22 protein-coding genes and 2 pseudogenes are annotated in these 26,996 nt (G+C 55.9%); 14 read left to right on the forward strand and 10 right to left on the reverse strand.

Annotated features, from left to right (window positions below; all coding sequences use genetic code 11):
* The first annotated feature begins 147 nt into the window (after positions 1-147).
* Both argH and CC94_RS0119875 read left to right on the forward strand, forming a co-directional pair.
* On the forward strand, positions 148-1,545 hold the full coding sequence (gene argH / locus CC94_RS0119870) for an argininosuccinate lyase (RefSeq protein WP_031431921.1): 1,398 nt from the start codon (positions 148-150) through the stop codon (positions 1,543-1,545).
* Between the two features lie 117 nt (positions 1,546-1,662).
* The gene (locus tag CC94_RS0119875; protein WP_051911556.1) at positions 1,663-4,479 is read left to right on the forward strand and encodes a class I adenylate cyclase; all 2,817 of its coding nucleotides are present in this window, start codon (positions 1,663-1,665) and stop codon (positions 4,477-4,479) included.
* Positions 4,480-4,531: 52 nt separating this feature from the next.
* Here the strand turns inward: CC94_RS0119875 and smbP are convergent, their stop codons facing one another.
* Entirely contained in the window at positions 4,532-4,879 is a 348-nt protein-coding gene (gene smbP / locus CC94_RS0119880; RefSeq protein ID WP_005372705.1) for a small metal-binding protein SmbP, read from the reverse strand.
* Positions 4,880-5,059: 180 nt separating this feature from the next.
* Between smbP and CC94_RS22635 the strand changes: the two genes are divergently transcribed.
* Entirely contained in the window at positions 5,060-7,375 is a 2,316-nt protein-coding gene (locus tag CC94_RS22635) for a M20/M25/M40 family metallo-hydrolase (protein ID WP_084675403.1), read from the forward strand.
* A gap of 337 nt (positions 7,376-7,712) precedes the next feature.
* Positions 7,713-8,375 carry a lytic transglycosylase domain-containing protein gene (locus tag CC94_RS0119890; RefSeq protein ID WP_005372709.1) on the forward strand — a complete coding sequence of 221 codons (663 nt, stop codon included), beginning with the start codon at positions 7,713-7,715 and terminating at the stop codon, positions 8,373-8,375.
* A gap of 8 nt (positions 8,376-8,383) precedes the next feature.
* On the opposite strand, the gene CC94_RS0119895 is transcribed toward CC94_RS0119890, so the two are convergent.
* Positions 8,384-9,052 carry an alpha/beta fold hydrolase gene (locus CC94_RS0119895; protein WP_157203564.1) on the reverse strand — a complete coding sequence of 223 codons (669 nt, stop codon included), beginning with the start codon at positions 9,050-9,052 and terminating at the stop codon, positions 8,384-8,386.
* A gap of 89 nt (positions 9,053-9,141) precedes the next feature.
* Positions 9,142-9,648, reverse strand: coding sequence for a transcriptional repressor (locus CC94_RS0119900; RefSeq protein WP_005372711.1), 507 nt, complete (start codon positions 9,646-9,648; stop codon positions 9,142-9,144).
* 120 nt (positions 9,649-9,768) lie between these two features.
* Between CC94_RS0119900 and hemF the strand changes: the two genes are divergently transcribed.
* Together hemF and CC94_RS0119915 are read left to right on the forward strand one after the other, a co-directional pair.
* Positions 9,769-10,686, forward strand: coding sequence for an oxygen-dependent coproporphyrinogen oxidase (gene hemF, locus CC94_RS0119905; RefSeq protein WP_005372712.1), 918 nt, complete (start codon positions 9,769-9,771; stop codon positions 10,684-10,686).
* A 159-nt stretch (positions 10,687-10,845) separates the two neighbouring features.
* On the forward strand, positions 10,846-11,898 hold the full coding sequence (locus tag CC94_RS0119915; RefSeq protein WP_031431925.1) for a GGDEF domain-containing protein: 1,053 nt from the start codon (positions 10,846-10,848) through the stop codon (positions 11,896-11,898).
* A gap of 29 nt (positions 11,899-11,927) precedes the next feature.
* Here CC94_RS0119915 and CC94_RS0119920 read toward each other — a convergent pair whose 3' ends face one another.
* Positions 11,928-12,263, reverse strand: coding sequence for an ASCH domain-containing protein (locus CC94_RS0119920; RefSeq protein WP_031431926.1), 336 nt, complete (start codon positions 12,261-12,263; stop codon positions 11,928-11,930).
* 112 nt (positions 12,264-12,375) lie between these two features.
* Between CC94_RS0119920 and putA the strand changes: the two genes are divergently transcribed.
* Positions 12,376-15,456 (forward strand): bifunctional proline dehydrogenase/L-glutamate gamma-semialdehyde dehydrogenase PutA, encoded by a 3,081-nt coding sequence (putA, locus tag CC94_RS0119925; RefSeq protein ID WP_031431927.1) that lies wholly within the window; start codon positions 12,376-12,378, stop codon positions 15,454-15,456.
* On the opposite strand, the pseudogene CC94_RS21905 reads toward putA, so the two are convergent.
* Positions 15,453-16,621: pseudogene (locus CC94_RS21905) on the reverse strand (PilT/PilU family type 4a pilus ATPase). The gene putA and the pseudogene CC94_RS21905 overlap by 4 nt on opposite strands.
* Before the next feature lie 120 nt (positions 16,622-16,741).
* Here CC94_RS21905 and CC94_RS0119935 point away from each other — a divergent pair.
* The 6 genes and pseudogenes from CC94_RS0119935 to CC94_RS25335 form a co-directional block, all read left to right on the forward strand.
* The gene (locus CC94_RS0119935; protein WP_031431928.1) at positions 16,742-17,782 is read left to right on the forward strand and encodes a tRNA (5-methylaminomethyl-2-thiouridylate)-methyltransferase; all 1,041 of its coding nucleotides are present in this window, start codon (positions 16,742-16,744) and stop codon (positions 17,780-17,782) included.
* Positions 17,779-18,012 carry a sulfurtransferase TusA family protein gene (locus tag CC94_RS0119940; RefSeq protein WP_005372724.1) on the forward strand — a complete coding sequence of 78 codons (234 nt, stop codon included), beginning with the start codon at positions 17,779-17,781 and terminating at the stop codon, positions 18,010-18,012. Before CC94_RS0119935 ends, CC94_RS0119940 begins: the two co-directional genes overlap by 4 nt.
* Positions 18,013-18,443: 431 nt before the next feature.
* Positions 18,444-19,658 (forward strand): bifunctional glutamate N-acetyltransferase/amino-acid acetyltransferase ArgJ, encoded by a 1,215-nt coding sequence (gene argJ / locus CC94_RS0119950; protein ID WP_031431929.1) that lies wholly within the window; start codon positions 18,444-18,446, stop codon positions 19,656-19,658.
* An 18-nt stretch (positions 19,659-19,676) separates the two neighbouring features.
* Positions 19,677-20,627, forward strand: coding sequence for a Nudix family hydrolase (locus CC94_RS0119955; protein ID WP_005372728.1), 951 nt, complete (start codon positions 19,677-19,679; stop codon positions 20,625-20,627).
* 73 nt (positions 20,628-20,700) lie between these two features.
* The gene (locus CC94_RS25330) at positions 20,701-21,177 is read left to right on the forward strand and encodes an IS5 family transposase (protein WP_031429487.1); all 477 of its coding nucleotides are present in this window, start codon (positions 20,701-20,703) and stop codon (positions 21,175-21,177) included.
* Positions 21,069-21,467: pseudogene (locus CC94_RS25335) on the forward strand (IS5 family transposase); the annotation flags it as partial. The gene CC94_RS25330 and the pseudogene CC94_RS25335, both read left to right, overlap by 109 nt.
* A 233-nt stretch (positions 21,468-21,700) precedes the next feature.
* Here CC94_RS25335 and yacG read toward each other — a convergent pair.
* The 5 genes from yacG to CC94_RS0119990 form a co-directional block, all read right to left on the reverse strand.
* Complete coding sequence (yacG, locus tag CC94_RS0119970) at positions 21,701-21,904, reverse strand: DNA gyrase inhibitor YacG (protein ID WP_005372730.1); 204 nt, start codon at positions 21,902-21,904, stop codon at positions 21,701-21,703.
* Positions 21,904-22,674: a cell division protein ZapD gene (gene zapD / locus CC94_RS0119975; RefSeq protein ID WP_005372732.1), complete on the reverse strand. Its 771-nt coding sequence runs from the start codon at positions 22,672-22,674 to the stop codon at positions 21,904-21,906. The genes yacG and zapD overlap by 1 nt, the downstream gene beginning before the upstream one ends.
* Positions 22,652-23,284: a dephospho-CoA kinase gene (gene coaE / locus CC94_RS0119980; RefSeq protein ID WP_005372734.1), complete on the reverse strand. Its 633-nt coding sequence runs from the start codon at positions 23,282-23,284 to the stop codon at positions 22,652-22,654. The genes zapD and coaE overlap by 23 nt, the downstream gene beginning before the upstream one ends.
* Positions 23,285-23,296: 12 nt before the next feature.
* A complete protein-coding gene (locus CC94_RS0119985) occupies positions 23,297-24,187 on the reverse strand; it encodes a prepilin peptidase (RefSeq protein WP_031431931.1) in 891 nt (296 codons plus the stop codon).
* Positions 24,188-24,853: 666 nt separating this feature from the next.
* Positions 24,854-26,524, reverse strand: a complete 1,671-nt coding sequence (locus CC94_RS0119990) for a calcium-binding protein (RefSeq protein WP_005372746.1) — start codon at positions 26,522-26,524, stop codon at positions 24,854-24,856.
* A gap of 88 nt (positions 26,525-26,612) precedes the next feature.
* On the opposite strand from CC94_RS0119990, the gene CC94_RS24170 reads away from it, so the two are divergent.
* Positions 26,613-26,825 (forward strand): transposase, encoded by a 213-nt coding sequence (locus tag CC94_RS24170; RefSeq protein ID WP_051040375.1) that lies wholly within the window; start codon positions 26,613-26,615, stop codon positions 26,823-26,825.
* Positions 26,826-26,996 lie beyond the last annotated feature (171 nt).

The raw sequence follows: 26,996 nt of genomic DNA on the forward strand, positions 1-26,996 counted from the left end.
GGGGCCTGCCAAGCAATCCGTTTTAGCCAAATTGCGAACTTTGGAGACGAACTAAAGGTATGCAAACCTGCTATAATTCGGCGCATTTTTTGACCGCTCCGGGCATGATGCTTCCTCATCCGCCCTTGACTTGACTCCGTTTACTTCATGACCAACGTTAACACCGAAAAACTTTCCAGCGCCCGTTTTGCCGAGGCGACCGATGCCTTCGTCGAAGTTTTCACCGCTTCTGTCGATTTCGACAAACGGATGGCCGCGCAGGACATTCAAGGCTCGATCGCACACGCGAAGATGCTCGCCAAGACCGGCATCCTGACCGATGACGAATGCGCGGCGATCGAACAAGGGCTCACGCAGATCGCCGGTGAAATCGAACGCGGCGAGTTTAGCTGGTCGATCAAACAGGAAGACGTGCACATGAACATCGAGGCGCGGCTGACCGACCTGATCGGCATCGCCGGCAAGAAGCTGCATACCGGCCGTTCGCGCAACGATCAGGTCGCCACCGACATCCGCCTGTATCTGCGCAGCGAGATCGGCCAGATCGAAAACCAGCTGAACCGCCTGCAAACCGCGATCCTGGACCTGGCCGAACCAAACGCCGGCACGATCATGCCCGGCTTCACGCATTTGCAGGTCGCGCAGCCGATCACCTTCGGCCATCATCTGATGGCCTGGTTCGAAATGCTGCAGCGCGACCGGGAACGCTTCCGGGACTGCCTGAAGCGGATCAACGTGATGCCGCTCGGCGCGGCCGCCCTGGCCGGCACCAGTTACCCGATCGACCGCGCCTTGACCGCCGAACTGCTCGGCTTCAGCCGGCCGTCGGCCAACTCGCTCGATTCGGTCAGCGACCGCGATTTCGCGATCGAATTCACGGCGGCCGCCAGCCTGCTGATGATGCATCTGTCGCGCTTCTCCGAGGAACTGATCCTTTGGTCCAGCGCCCAATTCAACTTCATCGAAATTCCGGATGCTTTCTGCACCGGCTCGTCGATCATGCCGCAAAAGAAAAATCCCGATGTGCCGGAACTGGTGCGCGGCAAGTCCGGCCGGGTGACCGGGCACCTGGTGTCTTTGCTGATGCTGATGAAAAGCCAGCCGCTCGCCTACAACAAGGACAATCAGGAAGACAAGGAACCGCTGTTCGACACGGTCGATACGGTGATCAATTGCCTGCGCGCCTATGCCGACATGGTGCCGCACATCCGGGCCAAGAAGGACAACATGTACCAATCGGCAAAACAGGGCTTCGCGACCGCGACCGATCTGGCCGATTATCTGGTCCGCAGAGGCATGGCGTTCCGCGATGCGCATGAAGTCGTCGGTCTGGCCGTGCGGCTGGGCCTGACTACGGGGCGCGACCTGTCCGAGCTGACGCTGGCCGAACTGCGGCAGTTTTCGCCGCTAATCGACGCCGATGTGTTCGAGTCCCTGACTTTGGAAGGCTCGGTCGCATCCCGCCAGCATATCGGCGGCGCCGCGCCGGAAACGGTCCGGGAAGCGATACGGACCGCACGGCAAACCATGGCGGCCGGTTCCTGAAATAATCGAAACGACGGACGGGCTTCAGCCGGACCCAAATCCGCGCACCTTCGTCCATACGCAACGGAAGCCTTTCATGTACTATACTTAAGGAAAAAACTTCCTGAAGACGGCTTCGTGTCAGACCGACGTTCAATCCTACAATCAGACTCTTCCGAAGATCAAATCAGTTTCGACGATCTTCAAGCCATTGCAGACCGGTTTAGAAAATTCCACCATTTCAAACGCGAAAGCATCCGCCACGTTCTGACTCCTTCTCAGCGGCAATTTCTGGATGCGCTGCCGCTGGTCCTCGATATCAACGATCCGGCCTTGCCGGGGTTTGTCTCGCCGGCGACGCCGGCCGGCATTTACGGTTACCGGCCCGGCAAACGTGCGCTCGAAGCCGCCCGGCAAATCGGTTCGGACTTCAATTACCGTCCGCAAAAGCACGATAACGGCAAGGCGGCGATAGACGGCCTGTTTCTGATGGGCAGCGTCGGCAGCATCGCTTTCACGCTAACCAGCGATATGGACATATGGTTATGCCACCGGAACGATTTGACCGCGCCGGAATTCGAGGAACTGCAAAAAAAGGCGCAGGCGCTCGAGAATTGGGCCGCCTCGCTGCGCCTGGAAGTGCACTTTTTCCTGATCAACAGCGAGCAGTTCCTGCTTGCCCGGAAAAAACCGGTTTCCGCCGACAGCAGCGGCGAAACACAGCATTATTTACTGCTTGAAGAGTTCTACCGCACTTCGGTTTATATCGCCGGCAAGGATCTGGCCTGGTGGCTGGTGCCGCCCTGGCGCGAACACGATTACCCGCATTATCTGGCCCAGTTGGCGGAACGCGGCATGATCGACGCGAACCGGATTCTCGACCTGGGCGGTCTGGCTGCCGTTCCCGCCAACGAGTTTCTCGGCGCTACGCAATGGCACGTTTACAAGGCGCTGCATTCGCCTTACAAGTCTTTATTGAAATTGTCGCTGATGGAGTGCTATGCAAGCGAATACCCGCGTATCAACTGGCTGTGCTCGGAAATCAAGCGCGCCGTGTACGAAGGCGAATTGACCGGTCCGCGAACCGATCCCTATGTGCTGCTTTACCTACGGCTGGAAGACTATCTGCTCAAATCGCAGAGCCCTACGAGACTGGCCCTGATACGGCAGTTTTTTTACCGCAAGGTCAATACGGCCAGCGGAAATCTCGGGCAGAGCGGCGCTCTGTCCGCATGGGAGGACTATTTTCGCGAGCTCTCCCCGAGCTGGCATTTGCAGGATCCGCCGCCTGTCGCACCGATCGAACCGGGCGCGTGGGGCATTGAAGATCTCTTGGCCGAAAATACCCGGATCATCAGCCAATTGACGCTTTGTTACAACAAAATCATTCAATTAATCTACGAACATATCCAATCAGAAATCCCGCAAAAAAACGACATCAAGCTGCTGGCGAGAAAACTGAGCGCATTTTTCGAGCCCAAGCAAGGCAAAATAGAGATCGTCACCGGCTCAGGAAACGAGCTCCCGGCCAAACCCGATCTGACGATCGTCGAGGACCGGTCCGACCCGACAAATCCCGAATGGCGCCTGTTCTGCGAAAGAAAAAACCGGCAGGATGCCGCCTTGCGGGTCCCGCTTTACCACCGGCCGACCTTGATCGAGCTCTTATGCTGGATTAGCGTAAACAGATTTTACCGCCAGGATGCGCCTGTCCGCTGCAACGCCGAATCGATTCGTCCAACCCACGGCGAACTAAGCGCAATCCTTGAACATCTGGGCCGTTTTTTCAAAAACTATTTCGACTTCTCCGATTCGCTCGGCAATTATGCCGCCCACAACAGCCTGACGCATTCGCTGCTGATCATCAATATCGGTCAAACGCCGCAAACCGAAACGGGCCGATTTGCCGCGCCGGTCCGAGGCAATCCGTTGAGCTGCGGCGCATCGCGCGAATGCTTGGTAGAAACGGTCGACCGGATATCTATCAGCCACTGGAATGAAATCCTGACCCGCCACGAACAGGGGATTGAAGGATTGTGCAATTGTCTGATCGAGATTGTGAACGAAACGCTGCAATCGGGAGCCGGCAACCGGCTGACGGTCGTTTGCGAAACGCCCCGGCATGGGCGACGCATCATCCGGCGTATCGAAAAGCTGTTTGAGGATCTGCGCGAACTCCATTGCAGCGGTCCGGAAAATCCCGCCCCCCGTTATCTGATGGCGGGCAGCGACCGCTATTTCGTGTTTTCACGCCAAAACGGTCTTTTGCAGTATCAGCAGGCCGACGATGAAGCCCGGCTCATTGAAATACTGAACGGTCCGAGAAAGCTTTACGGGTCGGTGACGTTCGATGCGGAGGTGCTGGAGAAAACGCCCATTCCGGCCATTTACCGGGAAAATCTGCCTCACACGGTGCAATGTTTCATCTTGCAGGAAAACAACGGCGCCCGGATATACGTACTGGATGAGAAAGGCTCGCTGTATATTCGCAAGCATTCGGATGCGGATACGCTCCAACTGGTCAACCAGTACGCCCGCTTCCTGCATTCCCTTCTCTCCAGGAAAACCACCGAAGCCGCCGCGATGCAGTTTTATCAAATCGACAAACGGCATGAGACCGGCTGGCAATGCCATACGGTACCGTTCCATTTGCCGATGGGCCATGACCGGAATCCTTTGAGCATTTCCGGCACCTGTCTGGGCAGCGACGACCTCGTCACCGTACGTTGGAACGGAGAAGAATTCAACTCCCGGCAATACGGCAACCGCCTGTTTCAAACCGTCAGCGAACGGATCATCGAGTTCAGGAAAAACGGCCAAACTTATCCTGTTTATATTACCGAGCTCAACCTGTCCCCTTCCGCGTTCGGGCTGGCTGGAAGCGATGCCTTACAAACGCTGCATTTTCTCGAATACAAGGAAAAAATCGAGGCGCAGCTTAACGGTAAACGATAGCCTCTTTTCAAGGGCGGCCGCATCCTCAGCCGCCCTGTCTCAATAGAGACGCTTATTTATTGCCCTGTTTCAGGTGTTCGACCGCTTCCTCGGCCGCTTTCGTGGCTTGCGACTCATGTTCCGCGCCCATCTTTCCGTGTTCGATCGCCGATTCCAGCGATTTGACCCCGGCATCGATATGGGTCTTGGATTCGCCTTTGGCGACCTCCGAAGCGGCGCGGGCGTGTTTCAAGGCCTCTGTCGCATGCTCCACCAACACGGATGCATGTCCGGCCTTGCCATGAGTCACGGCCTGTTGAGCGTGATCCAATGCCGCGGCGGCGTGCTCCTCGGCAACTGCGAACGAGGCAGATCCCAGCAGCATCAATAGCCCAAGGCCCAACAACTTTATTCTGTTCATTTTTTACCTCCCAAAGTAAAAACAATCCGTCTGCCGGCCTCCGTCAAAAACGGCCGGAAAAACCTCGTTGGTACACGTTCAAACGCTTCTGAAGCGTACGGGTTCGACAATTTCATAAATTGTCAGTTCCGAAGCAGCCGTTTAAACTTGACTCTCCGTCCATGCTTCTCCTGATCCGACATGTACCAACGACTTGCCCTACAACAAGCTTTTGCTATCGTTCTGGCCTGGACGCTAGCGTTTTGGGCATGCAGCCGAATGCTGACCCCGCCGGACATCGTACAGGAACCGGAAGCTTTCGCTTATTCGGCCGAACGTGCGCTTTCGCATGTGCGGCATATCGCCGCCGAACCGCATCCGGTCGGCTCCCCGGCGCATGCGGCGGTCGCCGGCTATCTGCTCGAACAAATCGCCGCCCTCGGTTATCGGGCCGAGATACAGGAAACGCTCGCTTCGGCACGATTCTACCGCCCAGAATCATTCGTCAAAGCAGCGCGGATCAAAAACATTCTGGTGCGCGTAGCCGGAAAAACCCATCAAGACGCCGTGCTGATCGCGGGACATTACGATTCGGCCGAAAGCGCGCCGGGCGCCGCTGACGACGGCGCGGCGGTCGCCTCGATGCTGGAAGTCCTGCGGATCCTGAAGCAGAGCGCTCCTCTCCAAAACGACCTGATCTTTTTATTTTCCGATGCCGAAGAATTGGGGCTTTTAGGCAGCCGGGCGTTTGTCGAACGGCATCCGTGGGCGAAGGATTGCCGGATCGCGCTCAATTTCGAAGCGCGCGGCAACAAAGGGATGCTTTTGATGTTCGAGACCAGCGAACCCAACGCCCGGCTGGTCGAACACTATGCAGAGGCCGCGGTGCAACCGTTCGCCTCGTCGCTGATGTTTTCGTTCTATAAAAAGCTGCTGCACAACGACACCGACTTCAGCGTGTTCCGGGAAGCCGGCATTTCCGGAATGAATTTCGCGTTCATCGAAGGCGGGACCGATTACCATACCCGGCTCGACAATCCGGAACGCCTGGACGTGCGCACCTTGGCTCTGCAAGGCCGCAACATGCTGCAACTGGCCCGGCATTTCGCCGATGCCGATCTTTCCGTTCCGGGCCGAGAAGGCAGCCTCGGTTATTTCAACCTGCCTTTCGGCAAATTATTCCTCTTTTCGCTGGACGATCATTTTCCGTTGCTGGCAACTGTCGTGCTCCTGGTGTCGTTTTTACTGCTCGCCATCGCCGAAGCCGTCCATCGCCGGCGCAGGATCGGACATTATTTTCTGCAGCCGGGCATTTTTCTGCTGCAGATCGGTTTGATCGCGCTCATCAATTATGCCTTCCATGCCGGCCTGATGCAGGTCTACGGAAATTATCGCCGGCTGCCGGAACCGTACAATGCGGAATGCTATTTTTTTGCGGCCTGCGGCCTCACCACCGCTTCATTCATGCTGCTGCATGCGGGCCTGCGCCGGTGGATCGAGCTGCGCGAATATGCGGCGGCCGTGCTGTGCATCTGGCTCGCCGCCGGCATTTATCTGGCGCTGGCATTTCCGGGCGGCGTGTTTTTTACCGGGGTTCCCGGATTTATGATGGCCGTCGCCTGGACGTTCGGCCTGTTTCTGACCGGCATGGGTATAACCCTCATCGCCGGCCTGTGTTCGGCTGCCGTCTGGATCATGGTCGCACCGACGCTTTATCTGGCCCATCATGCGCTCGGCTTCCACGCCGATCCGCTGCTGATGGCGATCGTTGCAGCGACGCTGGCATTGGTTTCCCCCGCCCTGGAGCCGCTTTATCATGCATTCGGCCGGAAACTGCCGGCCCTATTCCTGGCCGCGTCATTGATTTTATTGATCCGGGCGGACCGTCTTGCCGGTTTCAGCCCGGACCGGCCGCAGCCCGACAGCATCGTTTATGCGTGGGACAGCGCCTCGAACACGGCGCGCTGGCTCAGTTACGACGCCGAACCCGACGACTGGACCCGGCAATTTCTGGGTTCGAAGCCTGAAGTCAGCCGCACGGGCATTTTCGAAGATTTCGTTCATGCCGAACGCCTGCTCGTCCGGGAAACCGCTCCCGTCCGGCTGGCCGCGCCCGATGTCAGCATCGCGGAAGAACGTCTCCTGAAGGAAAAAAACTATCTGGACGTCCGTATTCGGTCGCGGCGCGATGCTCCGCTGATCCGCTTAAAGTCCCCAAATCTTGACGAGGCGGTTCAAATTTATGCCGACAGTCAATTGATTTATCAAAAAGATGCTTCCGGTTCGCCGCTTGAATTTATCGAATTCCACGGGCTTGGCTCCGAAGAGGCCGAGTTTGGATTTGTGCTGCCGGCCGATGAGCGAATGAAAATGCTGGAAATTATCGAAATTCGTCGCGATCTGGACGAAATCTGGCAAAAAAACTGGAAAACGCGCCCGGAAAGCACGATTCCGAGACGTGCATGGTCGTCGTTGCCGGTGGATGCGGTGATTTTGCGCCGATTTTATCCCCTTTGAATAGAGGCTCGCCAACACCTATTCGTATCGCCCGGTTAAAAAATAAGTACTTAAAATTTAATAATTTGACAGACAATTTTTATGCCAATTCTATACCGTGATTGAATCCGACCCTGCTCTTTCTCACCGCACGAACAGGGCTCGGAAGTTTGCACCGGCCACCGTAATGCGATAAGCTGCCTCGTCCTGAGAACCCGGCGAGCCTGTTATCGAAACTTATTTTTTTCTTATTTTTCAAGTAATTGTCATGACTCTTTTGCTTGATATTGCCGTTCAATCCGGAGGCTGTCCAGCGGTGTGGCGCTGAGACGGCATCCTTAAAACCAAGAGGCCGAATATGCGAACTCAAATCTTGCTGAAGCGCGCTTACCACGATACCGTTACCATCCCGATGCTGTTTCTGATCGGCGCAGGTCTTACTCAACAACCTTCGCGGATCGTTGCACCAACCCTAAAAATCGACGCGAACGACGCTCATGAATTTCCGAAAGAAGCGATCAACATCGATCCGAATAATTTAAAAATCAAGGCATTGTCAGGATACATCAAGGAACGCTTCAAAATTTCCGAAAACAAGGCGGCAACGATCGTTTCCGAAGCGTTCCGGAACGGTTTGAAACAAGGGCTGCAGCCCGAGTTGATCCTGGCCGTAATCGCGGTCGAGTCGAAATTCAAGGAAAAGGCGGTCAGTCCGGCCGGTGCGCGCGGCCTGATGCAGGTTCTGGCCAAGGCTCATCCGAAAAAAGTCAAAAGGCTCGGCGGCCTGCCCGCTTTGTACGATCCGCGTAAAAATATTTCGCTCGGCAGCCATATCCTGGCGCAGTACAAAGACGTCAGCAACGGCAATATCCGGCGTACCTTGCTGCGTTATAACGGAAGCCTGAGCAAAGGCTCGCGCTATCCCGACAAGGTAATGCGCATCTACAAGCAGATGAAAACGACGGCCCGCCTGACAGAACAACTCCAGTTGGCGCAAGCCAGCCGGATTACCGTTCATTAACAAGCGGCTTATTTGACAAAGCGCCCATGCTGTATGAAATGCAACGCCTGGCGGATAACCGGGTCGCGCCACATGATGAAGGTGTGGGAATAAGGCAGCACGATAAAATCGCGCATTCCTTCGACCTGCGTCCGGCCGACCGCCACCTTGCCGTCGTTCGAATCCCGAAACAGCAGCGACAGCAAAGGATTGACCGTTCTGTCGCCGGCGATCACGCCGACTTCGAAATCGACTCTGCCGAGCCGGTTCGGCAGGCTGTCATACCCCGTGCCGAGCTGTAGCCCGGCCGGACCATTGAGCAGATAGAACAGCCGCCAGCCGCCCAGTTTATCGACAATCTCGCTGCCCCCGTTCGGCGGCGCCAGCATCACTACCCGCCCCAGCTTCTCGATCGGCTCGACCGACAGGTAGTAGCGAACCAATATCCCGCCCATCGAATGGGTCAGGAAATGAATCTTGCCGACTCCGGCGGCCTCGCATTCCCGCACCGCCCGCCCGATACACGCCAGCGCCAGCGGCTCCACGGCCTGCCGGGTGGACGGATAGTCGAGATTGACGATTTTGTAACCGAAATCCGCCAGCAGCCTGCCCGCCTTTTCCATGCTGCGGCGGGTGCGTTTCAGTCCGTGCAGCAATATAATCGCTTCGGAATCTTTTTCAATCGCCGTCAAAAACATGTCTTTCTTTGGCTTCCGCCCGAATGATTCCATCAATCGGTCCCACAAGTTCCGGTTCATCGCGAAAGAAGCGGAAGCGAGTCTGTAATCTATCCCTGCGCCTCCGTCTCTTTAGAGCACTTGGCGCAGATTCCGTGAATTTCGATCGCTTTGCTGTGGGCGATGAAGCCGGCCTGATCGATTTCGGACGACAGCGCGTCCATCACCGCGGGCGCGGAGCGCTCTTCGACTTCGTGGCACTCTTTGCAGATCAGCAATAATTGCTCGTGCTGCTGGCCGGAATAATGACAGCCGATAAACGCATTCAGGCTTTCGATCCGGTGGATCAGTCCCTGTTCGATCAAAAAATCGAGCGCCCGGTAAATCGTCGCCGGTTTGGCTTCCTGCTTCAAAGGCTTCAGGCGGTCCAGCAGCTCATACGCTTTGACCGCTTGGTGGCTTTCCCAGATCAGTTTCAAAACCTGCAGGCGGATCGGCGTCAATTGCACGCCGCGCACCACGCAAAGCTGCTCGGCGGTGTCCAGGGCGGCGCTGACGCATTGAGTATGATCGTGTTTTGCCGAGGCATGGGCGGATGAGGAAGAAGACGAGCGCATGAGAGGGCGAATGGACTTAACAAAATTGTGATAATATAACATATTCACTAGATAGTGTCCGTTTTCTGAGTACGATAACCTGTCAGCCGTAATTCACCTCGTCCTACCCTAAAAATAAGCATGAAAATTCGCCGAATTGAAGCCGTAAAAGACTATTTGCTAAACCTCCAGGATCGAATCTGCGCCGCGCTTGAGCAGGAAGAGGATGGCGCCGCGCACTTTGCCGAGGATCTTTGGGAGCGTGCCGAAGGCGGCGGAGGCAGAACGAGGGTCCTGGCAGGCGGTTCCGTTTTCGAACAGGGCGGCGTCAATTTCTCGCATGTCTCCGGCTTCAAGCTGCCGCCGTCGGCCACGGCCAAGCGCCCGGAACTGGCCGATCGGCAGTTTCAAGCAATGGGCGTCTCCTTGGTCATTCATCCGAACAATCCTTATGTACCGACCTCGCATGCGAACGTGCGTTTTTTGATTGCCGAAAAGGCTGGAGAACCGGACGTGTGGTGGTTCGGCGGCGGCTTCGATCTGACGCCTTTTTATCCGTTCCGGGAAGACGTGATCCATTGGCACCAAACAGCCAAAGCCGCTTGCGAGCCGTTCGGAGAAACGGTGTATCCCGCTTATAAGAAATGGTGCGACGAGTATTTCTACCTGAAGCACCGCAACGAAACCCGTGGCGCCGGAGGGCTGTTTTTCGACGATCTGAACGAAGGGGGTTTCGATCGTTCGTTCGCATTCATGCAAAGCGTCGGCAACCATTATCTTCCGGCCTATCTGCCGATCGTGCAGAAGCGCAAGTCAACACCTTACGGCGAGCGGGAGCGCGAATTCCAACTCTACCGGCGCGGGCGCTATGTCGAATTCAACCTGGTCTACGACCGGGGCACGCTGTTCGGCCTGCAGTCGGGCGGACGGACCGAATCGATTTTGATGTCGATGCCTCCGGTGGCGCACTGGCGCTACAATTGGCGGCCCGAACCCGGCAGCCAGGAAGCGGTACTTTACGACCAGTATTTGAAGCCGCAAGACTGGCTAGAAAATTAACCTTAACTATTTAATGGTTATTACATTTTAAACTTGCACAAGGATTATAGGCAACTTAAGATAACCCCACATTAACCCCGTCATTCGAAATCAATCTGCTGGATGAGAGCTTCGCGTTTGTCATCGGCGAAGCTTTTCGGGCATAAAGGTAGAGGCGGCATGAACAGGATTGCGGGAAACGGTAGCCATAGCCGGCATAATTACCGTATTTTTATGGTGATCAATTCGGTCGGCTATATCGGCATTCTGGTTCATCTGGCCCTCATACCGGTGTTTTACTGCCTCGGCTTCCCCGGATTGGCTTTTTTGAACATCGCCGGTTCGGTCCTTTGGATCGGCGCGTGGTCAGTGAATCACCAAGGCCGTTACAATACGGCCATCCTGCTGATGACGGTCGAAGTGATTTCGCATACCCTGCTTGTCGTGCCAACGGTAGGCTGGCAAGCAGGTTTTCAGTATTACCTGTTCGCCGCCGTCCCGTTCACCTTGTTCAATAACCGATTCGAGGGAAAAGCGATCATATTCATTTCGATCGCGTTTTGCATGGAATTTCTGCTGCTCAGCATCTATACCTCCGATCATCCGCCCAATCCCTCCCTTCCGGACAATCTGGTCAAACTGTTCGGCCGCGCCAATATCGTGATTGCGTTTACCGCGCAGGGCGTGATCAGCTACTACTTCCGCCTGGCATCGATTTACCTGGAGCAGGAGCTCGAAAAGCAGGCTCATACCGATCCGTTGACCGGTCTGTACAATCGGCGCCGAATGCTCGATTTTCTGCTTCAACAAGGAAAATTGGCGGAGAGAGAACAGACCGCGCTGTCGGTCGCGTTCGTCGACATCGACCATTTCAAAAAAATCAACGATAACTATGGGCATGGGACGGGCGACCAGGTTCTCAGAGAAGTTGCCGAATTCGTCAAACGGCAGTTGCGCAAGGGCGATACGCTTGCCCGCTGGGGCGGAGAGGAATTCCTGCTGTTGTTGCCGCACACGGACCTCGACGGAGCACGGGTGCTGGCCGAAAAAATCTGCGGAACAGTGGCCGAACACGTTTTCCAGATAGACAGTAAAGACTATTCGGTGACCCTGACGATCGGTCTTTGCGAACATCGAACGGAACACCCGATAGAGAAAAGCATCAAATTGGCGGATATTGCGCTCTATCGGGGAAAGCAGGCCGGGCGCAACCGGGTAATGTGTTATTCCTGATCGTCAGCAAAGCTGATAATACGCACTCCTCAAGCGTCTGCCAGTGCGGCGAAACTGTGTACCCAAATCAAGCTGTCCGGGTTCCACTCCATGCCGGGATGCATTCGGATGAGCAACCCTTTATAAGTTTCCAGGTCCGGAAAACCTTCCGCCCGGGCGTCCTGATCGGTCAGATCGCCCAGGCGTTGACGGACCAGATCGGTCATCACGAACTCCCGGCCGTCCAGGGTAAAAGTTTCTCCCGGCCAGCCGTACACGCCGTCCCGCCGCTGCTGGGTTTTGATGCCGGTTTTAGCGGCCTCGACAAGTTTCGGATGGGTCACCAGCCGATCGATCGAACAAGTTTTTTTCGGATACATTTCCATGAGCTTTACTCTAACGGTTGCAAGTTGTGGGAAAGGTGTACATGATAGTCCGAATCAGAAATTTTTCATTCCCACAGCTTCCAAAATTCATGCCCGTCCGATTCAACTCAAAATGAACGCCGATCCTTTACCTACCCTGCGCGCCGCCATTGACGAAGCTTATCTGGCCGATGAAGAGCGGCTAGCGGCGTCGCTTGCCGAAAGTTTAAAAAACTATGATCCATCCGTCTCCGCCCGATTGGCGGGCGAGCTCGTCGCCGCGGTCCGAACCGAAAGAAGCGGCCGCCCATCCCTGGTCAATACGCTGCTGCATGAATATCAATTGAACACTCAAGAGGGCATCGTGCTAATGGAGATTGCCGAAGCCTTGCTGCGTATCCCCGATTCCGCCACCCAGGACACCTTCCTGCGGGACAAATTAAGCTCGGTGGATTGGGGCCGGCACCGGGCAACGCACGATACGCTGCTGGTCAAATTGCTGAATGGCGCCCTGTCGATAACCGGAAGGATCGAAAGTCCGGAGGACGGCGGCGACTGGCTGGGAAAACTGAGCGCGCCGTTGATCCGCACTGCGGTCAAACAAGGGATGCAGTTTCTCGCAGACCAGTTCGTGTTCGATGAAACGATCGAAGGTGCCGTGGAAAAGTTGGCTGCAGAGCCCGGTGCGCGCTATTCGTTCGACATGCTTGGGGAGGCGGCATTGACGGCGGCGGATGCCGAGCGCTACTTTGAGTCCTACCGGCAGGCGATCGAACAGCTGGCCGAAATTGCAGCGTTTAACGATCCTCTCGTAAATTCCGGCATATCGGTCAAATTGTCGGCGCTCTGCCCCCGCTACGAACCCCTACAAGAACAACGTGCGGTCGGCGAACTGAACCGCAAGCTGCTCGATTTGAGCCGGCTGGCGCGCGCCGCGAATATCGGCCTGACCGTCGATGCGGAAGAATCGGAACGGCTGGACATGTCGCTGGATATTTTCGCGTGGGTATTCGCCCAACCCGGCCTTGAAGGATGGGAGGGCTTCGGGCTGGCCGTGCAGGCGTATCAAAAACGCGCGCTGCCCGTGATTCGCTGGCTGGCCGCGCTGGCAGGCAGGCAGCGGCGCCGGATTCCGCTCAGACTGGTCAAGGGCGCCTACTGGGACGGCGAAATCAAACGCGCGCAGGAACTCGGCCTTGAAGGCTATCCGGTGTTTACCCGCAAAAGCGCGACCGATGTCTCTTACCTGGCCTGCGCGGAAGCGATGCTCGCTCGTCCCGAAGCGTTTTACCCGCAATTCGCCACCCATAACGCCCAGACCGCCGCCGCGATTCTGACGATGGCGAAACCGGATGCGGATTTCGAATTTCAGCGGCTGCATGGGATGGGCGAAGCGTTTTATGCGGAACTGGCGAAACATTATCCACGACCCTGCAGGATTTACGCGCCGGTCGGCAATTTCGACGATCTGCTGCCGTATCTGGTCCGGCGCCTGCTCGAAAACGGGGCCAACACCTCGTTCCTGAACCGGGTCGAAAACCCCGCCATCGGCCTGGAACAGATCGTCGAGGATCCGCTCGTTAAATTGCGGGAGGCGACCCTACGGATAGCTCGGCCGGCCGGCCTTTTCGGACCGGAACGCCTGAATTCGGCCGGAATCAATCTCAGCGATTCCCGGATCGCCGAGCAGCTTCAAGTCGAGTTCGATGCGCTGGCCGAACGAGTATGGGAAGCGCATCCGCTGATCGACGGCAGGCCCGGCCATGGCTCCAAACAGCCGGTATTCAATCCCTGCGATCGACGCCTGCAAATCGGCGAAGTAACTTACGCAGGCCCGGAAACAATCGGCAAGGCCGGCGCCTCCGCCTTGCAGGCTTTTCCAGAATGGCGGCAGGTTCCGGTCGCCGAACGGATCGCCTATCTGAACCGAGCGGCCGGGCTATTGGAAGCGCACCGGCTCGAACTGGTTTCGCTGTGCGTCCGAGAAGGCGGCCGCTCGATCCGGGACGCGCTGGACGAAGTGCGCGAAGCGGTCGATTTCTGCCGCTATTATGCGGCCGAGGCCGATCAACTGTTCGGAAAGCCGGCGCGGATGCCGGGCCCCACCGGCGAAGAAAATTACCTGTCGCAAACCGGGCGCGGCGCGGTGGTCTGCATCAGTCCGTGGAATTTCCCGATCGCGATTTTTCTCGGCCAGATCGCCGGGGCGCTGGCCGCCGGCAATACGGTGATCGCCAAGCCCGCCGCGCAGACTTCCTTGACCGCGATGCGCTGCATCCGGCTTATGCATCAGGCCGGCATCCCGGCCGAAGTCCTGCAATTCCTGCCGGCCGAGGGCGGCCTGATCGGCAGCCATTTATTGACCGTTCCGGGCCTCGGCGGCGTCGTCTTTACCGGCTCCACCGCCACCGCACGCTCGATCAACCGGACGCTTGCACAGCATCAGCCTGCGATCGTGCCGCTGATCGCCGAAACCGGCGGCCAAAACGCGATGATAGCGGACAGTTCGGCCCATATAGAGCAACTGGTGATGGACGCGCTCCTGTCAGCCTTCAACAGCGCGGGGCAGCGGTGTTCCGCGCTGCGGGTCCTGTATATGCAGGAAGAAATCGCGGATCGGGTGATCGGGCTTTTGACCGGCGCGATGCAAGAGTTGAACGTCGGCGATCCGGGGCTTCTGGCGACCGACATCGGGCCGGTGATCAATGCCCAGGCCGCAAATCAACTGGCAAGTCATGTCGAAAAGATGCGGCGCCAGGCGAACGTTCTGTATCAGACGCCCTTATCCCCCGAATTGAAACATGGCAGCTTCTTTCCGCCGACGCTGATCGAAATCGACCATATCGGCCGGCTCGAACAGGAAGTGTTCGGCCCTGTCCTCCATTTGGTACGCTATCGCGCGAACAAATTAGCCGAAGTCATCGAGCAAATCAACGGAACCGGCTACGGCCTGACCCTGGGCATCCAAAGCCGGATCCAGAGCCATATCCGGTTCATCGTCGAAAGGGCGCGGGTCGGCAATATCTATATCAATCGAAACATGATCGGCGCGGTGGTCGGTGTACAGCCGTTCGGCGGGATGGGATTGTCCGGAACCGGCCCGAAAGCCGGCGGCCCGGATTATCTGCGCCGACTGGCTTCCGAACAGACGGTCACGATCAACAGCGCGGCGATCGGGGGCAACGCGGCGCTGTTGTCCGAAGCCTTGTTTTAGGTGCCCTCTTCCTCTTCGTCCTCTTTCTTGATCTCCTGCAGCGACAGGGAGCCAAGCCCGCCGCCTTGTTTCGCCGTATCGCCGGTTTTGGCCGTCGCCGAGCCCTTGCCTTCGCTCAGGTTGATCTTCAGTTTCAGATTGTTAGGCGAATCGGAATTCTGCAGCGCCTCCTCCAGCGAGATCACCCCCGATTTGTAAAGGCGCAGCAAATGGCTATCGAAAGTCTGCATCCCGACATTTTCGGATTTTTCCATCGCTTCCTTGATGCTGTGGATATCGCCTTTTTGAATCAGGTCGCGAACCAGTTGCGTCCCCAGCAGAATCTCGATCGCGGCGGTGCGTTTGCCGTCGACGGTCGGCACCAGGCGCTGCGAAACGAAGGCTTTCAGATTCAGCGACAGGTCGAGCAGCAACTGGTTCCGGCGTTCTTCGGGAAGAAATTGATGATCCGGTCCAATGCCTGATTCGCGTTGTTCGCATGCAGCGTGGACAGACACAGATGGCCGGTTTCGGCGAAAGCCAGCGCGTGCTCCATCGTTTCCTGGCTACGGATTTCGCCGATCAGAATTACGTCAGGCGCCTGGCGCAGCGTGTTTTTCAGCGCATCTTCATAGCTCAGCGTATCGACGCCGACCTCGCGCTGGTTGACCAGCGATTTTTTATGCGGATGGATGTATTCGATCGGGTCCTCGATCGTGATGATATGGCCCGACGAATTGGCGTTGCGGTGGTCGATCAACGCGGCCAGCGAAGTCGATTTGCCGGAACCGGTGCCGCCGACGAACAGAATCAGGCCGCGCTTTTCCATGATCACTTTTTTCAGGACTTCCGGCAGCCCCAGTTTATCCGCATTCGGAATGTCGACCTTGATGTTGCGGATCACCAGCGCGAAGCAGTTGCGCTGCTTGAAAATATTGACCCGGAAACGGCCGATGCCGGGCTCCGACAGCGCCAGATTCAGCTCGGGCTGATGTTCGAAGGCTTTCTGCTGGTCTTCGTCCATCAAACCGTAAGCGATTTCCCTGATCCGCTCCTTGGTCAGTTTGATATTCTCCAGAGGCTTCAACGCACCCTGGAATTTCGCGGCAGGCGGCGCATCGGTCGTCAGGTAAAGATCGGAACCGTCGTGCTGCACCAGTATTCTTAAATAATCATTGAATTCCATCGTCTTCTATCGATCACAAGTTGGGTTCTGATTCGCATTCAGTTTAGGTCAACCCGTAGAGAAGTGAAGCCAACTTGAAAAATTACCGGTTATAATAGCCGCTTTTTTGATTTACCCGAGATGAACATACAACGCAAAGCCGTCGCGCTGATTTCCGGCGGCCTGGATTCGATGCTGGCCGCGAAAACGGTGATGGATCAAGGCATCCATGTCGAAGGCATCAATTTCTTCACCGGTTTTTGCGTGGAAGGCCATACCCATGCGATCCGCGAAAAAGACCGCGCCAAACCGAAGCGCAACAATTCGCTCTGGGTGGCCGAACAGCTCGGCATCAAGCTGCACATCGTCGACGTGATCGAAGAATACAAGAACGTGCTGATCAACCCGAAGCACGGCTACGGCGCGCATCTGAACCCCTGCCTGGACTGCAAGATCTTCATGGTCAACAAGGCCAGGCAATGGATCGCCGAAAACGGTTTCGACTTCATCATCACCGGCGAAGTGATCGGCCAACGGCCAATGTCGCAGCGCAAGGATACGATGCCGGTGGTGGCCCGCGAATCGGGCGCCGATGATTTGCTGCTCCGGCCCCTGTGCGCAAAAAACCTGGCGCCGACGCTGCCCGAGCGCGAAGGCTGGGTCGACCGTGAAAAACTGCACGACTTTAGCGGCCGCTCACGCAAGCCGCAAATGGAAATGGCCGCACGCTATGGTTTTCGCGAGTATTCGCAGCCGGCCGGCGGCTGCTGCTTTTTGACCGACAAGAACTATTCGGCGAAACTGACCGATTTGTGGCAGGCGCACGGGCACAAGGATTACGAGCTCGACGACGTGATGCTGCTGAAAGTCGGCCGCCATATCCGTCCTGCTCCGCATTTCAAACTGATCGTCGCGCGCGAGGAAGGCGAAGGCCGCTTCCTGCAGGGCTACCGGAAAGAATTCGTCAGCATGGCAGCCACCAGCCATAACGGCCCGCTGGTGTTGATCGACGGCACGCCGTCCGCCGAGGATTTGTATCTCGCGGCCGGCATTACCGCACGCTACGGCCAGGGCCGCAAAGCCGAACAGGTCGACGTGAAGATCACAGACAAGGACGGCGCGGAGCGGACGATCCAGGTCAAACCGTTTGCGAAAGAACTGCCGCAGGAATGGTACCTATGACTCGGGAAATCCTGAACGCGCGGCGGCTGTTATGCCCGCTGCCGGTGATCCGCACCCAGAACAAGATCAAAGAAATGCGCCCCGGCGCCCGTTTGGAAGTCATCTGCACCGACCCCGGCGTCATGCAGGACATTCCGGCTTGGTGCCGGATTCACGGCCATACCGTGCTCGAAACGCGCAGCGGCGATCACGAATATGTGATCGTGATCGAAGTCGGCGGAGCGGTGTAGGGCGGATTCGCCGTCAGGCAATCCGCCAATCCGACTAGAGCATTTTCATCTCGCGTGTAGGGGCACAATACCGTTAAGTCAAGCCGTCATCTCGGCAGGGATTCATGCCAGGCTTTCCTGCCTGGCCCCCTTCGGGTCAATGCAAATCTGTTCCAGACAGATTTGTGCCGAGATCCAGATGACAGGGATGTATGAGAACCCGCCATCCTTGGCTTCTGGATTCGGCAACCGCTCCCTGCGTTGCTCTATCTCCTGCATCCCTGCAGTCGTCCGGCAATCCTTGCCGGAATGACGAGTTTCCCTTAACTTAGCGGCATGGCTTATGAACGTAAACCCGAAACGAAAATGTTCTAGGCGGTTTGCTGACGCGAAACCGCCCTACACTCACTTTTTATCCCACTTTTTCACGTTGAATTTATGAGGAATCCACGATGGCGGTAGGTCGCTGCGATTTTCCGATCATGCCGGAAATTCCGGGCATTCGTTTGGGCACCGCGTGTGCCGGCATCAAGCAAAACGTCCGGGACGATCTTTTGGTATTCGAAATGGCCGAACACGGCAGCTGCGCGGCCGTTTTTACGCAGAACGCCTTCTGCGCCGCCCCGGTGCTGATCGCCAGACAACATTTGACGGCCGCGCCGCGCTGGCTGCTGATCAATTCGGGCAACGCGAACGCGGGCACCGGCAAACAAGGGCTTCAGGATGCGTTCGCGACATGCGAAGAGTTGGCACGGCTGACCGGCGGCTCGACCGAACGGGTGCTGCCCTTTTCGACCGGGGTGATCGGCATGCCGCTGCCGATCGACAAGATCGCCGCCGCGCTCCCCGAGGCTGTGCGCAATCTGCATTCCGGCCACTGGGACAAGGCCGCCCGCGCGATCATGACGACCGACACCTTTCCGAAAGGCGTCACGAAAACGCTCGAACTCGATGGCCGGACGATCACTTTCAACGGTATCGCCAAAGGCGCGGGCATGATCCAGCCGAACATGGCGACAATGCTGTCGTTCATCGCGACCGATGCGAAAATCGGCCGAGACTTATTGCAGCAATGCCTGGCACGCGCCGCCGAACTGTCCTTCAACCGGATCACCGTCGACGGCGACACCTCGACCAACGACGCGCTGGTCGTGATGGCCAGCGGGCTTTCGGAGGCGCCGGAAATCCTGCCGGACTCCGAACATTACACCGGCTTCGCCGAGGCGCTGCTGGAGGTCTGCAAAAGTCTGGCCGAAGCGATCGTCCGCGACGGCGAAGGCGCCACCAAACTGATGCGGATCGTGGTCGAAGAAGCGCAAAGCGACGAAGAAGCGGTCCGCGTTGCGAAAACGATCGCGCATTCGCCGTTGGTCAAGACCGCTTTTTTCGCGAGCGATCCGAACTGGGGGCGCATCCTGGCGGCGGTCGGGCGCGCCGGCGTGGACAACATGGTGCTGGAAAACATCCGGATTTTCCTGAACGACGTCTGCATCGTGCGGGAAGGCGGGCGCGCCGACGATTATACCGAAGAAGCGGGACAGGCAGTGATGGACCGCGAGGAAATCCGCGTAACGGTCAAACTCGGCCGGGGCGATGCCCGTCAGGAAGTCTTGACCTGCGATTTTTCCTACGACTACGTCAAGATCAATGCGGAATATCGGACCTGATCCGGAGCGGAAACCCAGGTGAATCATTTTCGAACGACAGCGCAAAAGTTCCTGCAGGTCGCGGCCGGCGTAATCAAAAACGCGGACGGCAGGATATTGATCGCCCGCCGCGACGAATCGTTGCATCAGGGCGGGCTGTGGGAATTTCCGGGCGGCAAGATCGAAGCCGGAGAAACGCCGGAACAGGCGCTATTCAGAGAACTCAAGGAAGAACTGGATATCGACACCCTTTCTGCAGCACCGCTGATCACGATCCATCACCGTTATCCCGACCGGGACGTGACCTTGCGGGTGTTTCTGGTCGACCGATTTTCCGGCACGGCGAAAGGATGCCAGGAGCAGCCGATCCGCTGGGTCGAACCGAACGAATTGAATCGGTTCGCCTTTCCGGCCGCCAACCGGCCGATCATCGCCGCCGCCCAGCTCCCGCCTTTTTATGCCATCCTCGACGATCAGGTCAGCAGCAATCCGATGGAGGATCTGCATAAACTACTGGCGCAAGGGATCGATCTGATCCAGGCGCGCCTGAAAACTTCGCCGCACGACCGGATTGACGAATTCCTGGCAATCGCGTCTCCGCTATGCTCGAAGCATGGCGCCGCGCTGCTGATCAATTCCGCCGTGGATTTCGGGCAGCATCGCACTCACGGCCTGCACCTGACCGCCCGCGACTTGCTCGCTTTAAGCGAACGGCCTTCCGGTTACCGCTGGATCGGCGCCTCGTGCCATAACCTGCAAGAACTCGAACATGCCCAAAAGATCGGCGCCGACTTCGCGGTTCTGGCCCCCGTGCTGCCGACCCTTACCCACCCCGAAACGGCTGCATTGGGATGGAAGCGGTTTGCCGCGCTCGCCGAAGGGAGCAATATCCCCGTGTATGCGCTGGGCGGTTTGACGAAAAAAGATTTAAGCGCCGCCCGCGATGCCGGCGCGCAGGGCATTGCCGGCATCAGCGCGTTTCTAGGCTAGATAGTGTCGTCACAAGATAAGTCTTTGTCAGGTATAATACGGAGATTGTCGTTGCTGATGAGATTAAAGAGCCATGTCCCAACCTGCCCACCGCCGCCATGACATTTCCGATACGGTTTGGAGCTTACTGGAACCCCATCTGCCCGGCCGTGCCGGGGCCTGGGGCGGAAAAGCGCGAGACAACCGCTTGTTTATCAATGCGGTCTTCTGGATTTTGCGTACCGGTGCGCCATGGCGCGACCTGCCACCTGACTATGGCGATTGGAAGAACACCCATCGCCGGTTTTGCCGTTGGCGAGATCACGGCGTCTGGGAAGCCCTGTTGGAACAGTTGGTCACCGAACCCGACTATGAATGGTTGATGATTGATGCCAGCCACATCAAAGTCCATCCGCATGCGACCGGCGCGCAAGGCGGCAATCAGGGCATGGCGGTCACAAAAGGGGGCTCAACAGTAAGATACATCTGGCCGTGGATGCGCATGGTATGCCGGTCAGAATCCTTATTACAGCAGGTACCACAGCAGATTGTTCGCAGGCTTCAGCCTTGATCGAAGGCGTGGATGCTCAGTACTTATTGGCGGACAAAGGCTACGATAGCGATGCTATCGTAGCCCAAGCCGAAGCAAATCAGATGACGGTGGTCATTCCGCCACGCCGCAATCGAAAACAACCCCGCGACTACGATCGCGACCTGTACAAACTGCGGCATTTAGTAGAAAACGCGTTCTTGCACCTCAAGCGCTGGCGAGGTATTGCCACACGCTATGCCAAGAACACCGCATCGTTCCTGGCCGCTGTGCAGATCCGGTGCATCACCCTGTGGACAGCTATCTTATGACGACACTATCTAGAGCATTTTTATATCGCGTGAGGGAAGTCCTCACCAATCTGAAGGGTGCCCTGCCGTTACCCCCGTAGGGTACGCCGTGCGTACCCTACGGGCTGAACCCGTAAGATACCGATGCCGGACGGAATATTTATCCCGTCCGTAACGTTTAGCATCGAGCGAACACAGACGATGATTTTATGCTGGCGGTAGGTCTTCGAATACTCTAGCGGCTCGGCAACGGATCAGTGATACGGAAGACCGTCTTCCGTGTCGCCCGAATCGGGAAGCTCTTCGGAAATCCGGTTTTCTTCGGCCGCCCAGGCGCCGAGATCGATCAATTTGCAGCGTTCGGAACAGAACGGCCGGAACGGATAGTCCGCCGTCCATTCCAGCGGACGCTGGCAGACGGGGCATTTGACTTTCAATGCAACCTGTTTCTCCGGCATTAAAATTGGCAACAGGATAAAGTGAAAGATACGTCGTCGCTGCTTTGCAGGGGGCGTTTTTCGTCGTGGGAAGGCACCATGAAACGCACGGTGCAGCGGTGCTTGCCGCCGCTGATTTCGGCAAAATAGCGCAACGATTTGTCCAGGCTGACTTTTATCAGCTGGTAAGGCTGGCTGCGGTCCAGGGAAATTTGAAAAAAACCGGCTTTGGCGATTTCCCGGGTTTCGTCGCTGCTGTTGCGGATCAGATTCAGGATCAGGTCGATCGCGTTTCTGATATCGTTGAAAGGACTGCTCCATTGCTGGAGATCTCTCAGGCGGATCGGTTCCTCCTGTTCAAGCCAATAATGAAACTCCGGCAGATCGAAAGAACAGGTACCGCCGGGGATCGAACTGCGCTGGGCGATGCTTTGAAACAGATCGCTCTCCAGCACATGAATTCCGATCTTGCCGCTTGACGCGTAAAGTTTCTTGCTGGTTTGGCTCACCTCGCCGAGCAGTTGGTTCAGTTTTTCCGCGTCTACGCCCTGACTATGGGCAATCCTGTTCAGGGCCTTGCCATTGCGGTCCAGTTCTTTAAGCAGTTCCGATTTCAAATCGTTGCGGCTGAAAATCGTCATGATGTCGAGCAATACGTTCAGTGCGGCGCGTTTGTCCCAAACGGAGGCGCCGTTCAGAAAATGATTGAATTGTTCGAAAAGTTGTTCCAGCCTGATGAAAACCCGGATGCGTTCGTTGAGAGGAAATTCATAAGTGATTTTGTTGGTCACAGGTAAGTTTATGCTGACAGGGACTTAAAGAAATGTATAAATTGTGCAGTTTTTTGACTTGTTCTGCAAGTGGATTGTCGGCCTGTGAGTTGTCCAAAAGATCGTCCGCATGCTTTCGCCGATAGTCCCGTGAAACCTGGCTGCCGATGATCGAACGGATGACTTTGAAGTCTAACTTGTCCCGTCGGCTGATGCGTTCGATCTGGAGTTCGAGCGGGCAATCGACCACCAGGATCCGGTCGACGAGCGGTTCCAGCTTGGATTCGAACAACAACGGGATGCTCAGAATGCAATACGGGACGTCGAGCCGTTCGGCTTTCGCGGCCAAGGCGGCCAGAATCATCGGATGCAGGATCGCTTCGAGCTGCCGTTTTTTGCGGTCATCGGAAAAAATCAGTTTTTTCAATTGCAGGCGGTTCAGGGAACCGTCCGGGTTAAAGACCTGCTGGCCGAATGCCTCGCGAATCCGATCCAGCGCGGGCTGCCCTTTCTCGGTCAGTTCGCGGGCGGTCTGGTCGGCATCCAGGATCGGAACGCCCATCTCCGCAAACAGATTGGAAACCGTCGTTTTGCCGCAGCCAATCCCCCCTGTCAAACCCACTTTCAGCATCGGTTAAAACGCTCAAAAACCGATCGAGGCAAGATAAAGCCGGTTGATCGATTCCCCCCAGATCAGCGCAATCCAGCCGGCAAACGCCAGATAAGGGCCGAAAGGAATCGGTGCGGCATGGTCGCGCTTGGCGAAAACGATCGAGGCAACGCCCAAAACCGCTCCGGTCAGCGTGGACAGCAAAACGATCAACGGCAGACTCTGCCATCCGAGCCAGGCACCGAACAGCGCCAGCAGCTTGAAATCCCCAAAGCCCATCCCTTCCTTGCCGGTAGCCAGCTTGAACAAGTGGTATACCAGCCAAAGCGAACCATAGCCGGCTGCCGCGCCGACAATGCTGGAATGCGCATCGGTGAAAACCCCGCCCAAACTCAGGATCAGCCCGCTCCACAGCATCGGTAGGGTAATCGAGTCGGGCAGCAGGTGATGGTCGATGTCGATAAAAGTCAAGGCGATCAGCGACCAGGTCAACAACAGTGCAAACAAGGTTTGCAGAGTATAGCCGAAATGCCAGGCGACTGCGGCGGAGAGCACCGCGGTCAACAGTTCGATCGCGGGATAACGCCCGGAAATCCGGGCACCGCAGTGCGCGCATTTGCCTTTTAAAAACAGGTAGCTCAATACCGGAATATTTTGATAAGGCTTGATCGGCGCCTTACAGGACGGACAGCGCGACAAGGGAAGCGCCAGATTGAAAGGCTCTTCTTCGGTTAAAGAAATAGGGCGGCCGCTTTGCGGAAGCGGCACGGCCTCCGGCGCCAGCTCCAAAAATTCGATGCATTCCTTGCGCCAGCCTCCGTACATCATGATCGGCAGGCGATAGATCACCACGTTTAAAAAACTGCCGACCATCAACCCGACCACAAAAACGATGTAAGGCAAAAAATCGCTCAGAACAGTCATGTAATAAAAAATACCCTTAAATTGATGGGAATGATACGCATCCGGTCGAATTTTAACCTACGCCTGCGCCAAAGTGTAGTTTCATATGTTGGCCTTAACATTTATTCAGTTTCTCATAACCTCATAGAATGCTGGCTAGAGCATTTTCATATCGCGTGTAGGGAAGCTCCTCACCTTCTGAAAGGTGCCATCGTTAAGTCCAGCCCCCCGTAGGGTACGCTGTGCGTACCCTCTATGTCGAGAGGTACGCACAGCGTACCCTACGGGGTTGAACCCGTAAGATACCGGTGCCGGACGGGATAGTTATCCCATCCGTAACGTTTAGCACCGCGCAAATACAGACGATGATTTTATGCTGGCGGTAGGTCTTCAAACGTGGGGAACGGGGTTATAAATCCCGTCCCGCTCAGGGGTAACGGCTGCTCGGCTACCCGGCTCGATCCGCAAAATACTGCACGCTCAAGTCATTACGACAGTCTCAATGGGCCAAACGGCCGAGTCGGCAGACTCTCCACGAGGCAAAACCGGTGCGGCGATGCTTGACCCCCTAAAGCAACTGCCACTGGCTCTCGATCACCGACCTCAGGATGCTAAGACGTAGTCGTGTAGGTCGGGCACGCGCTTTTTGTGCCCGACCTTTCCAATGCATTGAAAGGTGACAAGATTTCAGGCCCGCGCCATAGTCCGAAGCATGATCGCCACATGGGCTTCGGGCAACGATAAAGCGGTTGCCCGACCTACAGGGCTATCTTCCTGGGCTATGGCCGCAAAACCATCGACCGCAAAGCCGCTACCCGCCAAAGGCGTATGATCGCCGAACAGTTCCGTGCCGTCATCGATCACGCCGTTGCCGTTTCTATCCAATACCAGCAGACCATCATCCGGCAATACCCAGCCGGTGCCTTCTTTGATGCCGTTGACGTCATGGTCGAAGTAGATGGGGTGGGTACTGAATGCCGTCGTTTCCAGGCCGTCGCCATCCAGATCAAGCGTTAACGGGTCACGAAGGTCGGGCGGTGGAGTGCGTTGGGCGACGTTGAAAACATTGTCGATATCGTCCGTTATCGGGGTCTCGGTGACCTCGCGCCAGGAAGACACCCGAGAGGAACCCCCCATCACCTTGAGTTTGATACCCAGGTTCTGGTTCTGGAAATTTTCAATAACGAGGGAAGCGCTTTGATCGCCACTGACAACCAACAGGTCATCCCCCTGATGGTAGTAGCGATTTCCGGCAGCATCCTGGTAAAAATCATCGTTCGTCATCAGCCGCTTGGTCGCTGTTTTCAGCTCTTGGCCATTGAAATACACCACACCTCGGCCATCGCTATCGAAAATACGGTCGCCATCATTGGCAAAGTAGAGGTCAAAGCCATCGCCGCCTTCGAGGTAATCATCACCGCCGTTGCCATCCAGGGTGTCGTCGTCGGTGCCGCCGACCAATTTGTCAGGGTTATCGGTTCCTGTCAGATTGTCATTACCGGGACCACCGATGCAATGAATCCCATTTTGTATCCATCCGCTTACAGGGTTATCAAAACGCCCGATATCAACGATTGTCTTAGTGCCACCAGTATTCCTATCAATTCCTGCACGTGAAAGCGTTCCAAAAATACTATCATCCTGATCCGTTCCATACAGGATAGGTTTATTGTCTGCATCTAGAAACTTTGTCACCCCATTATCAAATATTCGCTCTGCCAATTCATGCATCTCGGTTGATAGCCTAACACCTGCCAATGCAGTATTAATGAATGAATCGTTATATTTTTGCACGTCGGCAGCATAATTGGCGATTGTATAACTTCTAAAGTTAGTAATATTGGTAATTTCAATATTGACTTTAATTCCAATGCCAGAAGGATCTACCCAAGTTTCAAGTGGGGCATTACCAGTTTGGGCTAACCCACCACCTTCAAAATCAAAATTGTCGAGGATGCCGCCATTAGCTCCTGTGGGACCATTGAGTATTCCAAGTGGCTTAACAGCAAAATGTTCAATATGGCGATTACCATTGGCATCTACAATAGACACAGCACTATCATCAATTTCGTAAGAACCGGAATTCCAGATGTATGTTCGCTCAGCGTAATTATCCAAACCATCGTCATAATTGTATTGCTGAATAACCTGTGTAGCATCATTCCGGGCATCTATTCCAAATAGAGTTCTAAGCTGCTGTTCTGTATAATTACCAGCTTTTATTCCTCTGTTAAGATTAAAAAATTCATTTACCACATCCCATAGGACAGGCAAAGCAAATCGTCCCGGCCCCGTTTGCATAAAAAGATTGCCGTTAACACTTGTCTCATGTGTATGGGTATTATTCGGACGAATCAATGATTCGTCTGCAAAATTGCCAGATGGTGTTGGAAAGTGGGGCGATTTTGGATGCTTCCATTCACACCGCCAAAAAACTGAAACCGTATTGGGGCGGGGCCTCCTGGAAGAAAAAGGGATACGGTTTTATTTTCTGCCGCCTTACAGCCCCGAATTGAACCGGATTAAACCGCTTTGGCGCAAGATGAAATACGAATGGCTCAAATTCAAACTATATACGCCGGACGAACCGGAACGGGTCATCGACGAAATCGGGGAAGGGTTCGGCTCTATACAGGCCGACTTTTTGATAGGCGCTTAATCCTTTGCATCCAAATTACTGTAACTCCAAGTTGGAAAAACTTGTGAGCATCGCTTTTGCGAAAGCAAACTCTCATCGCAAGACCTTCTCTCCATATTCCCGCATCAAATTTATTGACGCACATTCCGAAACAGTAATTTTTTGCGGCTTACAGGATCATACGTAAGAGAC

Origin of the sequence: Methylomicrobium agile, from assembly GCF_000733855.1 — a bacterium.
Classification (GTDB): Bacteria; Pseudomonadota; Gammaproteobacteria; order Methylococcales; family Methylomonadaceae; genus Methylomicrobium; species Methylomicrobium agile.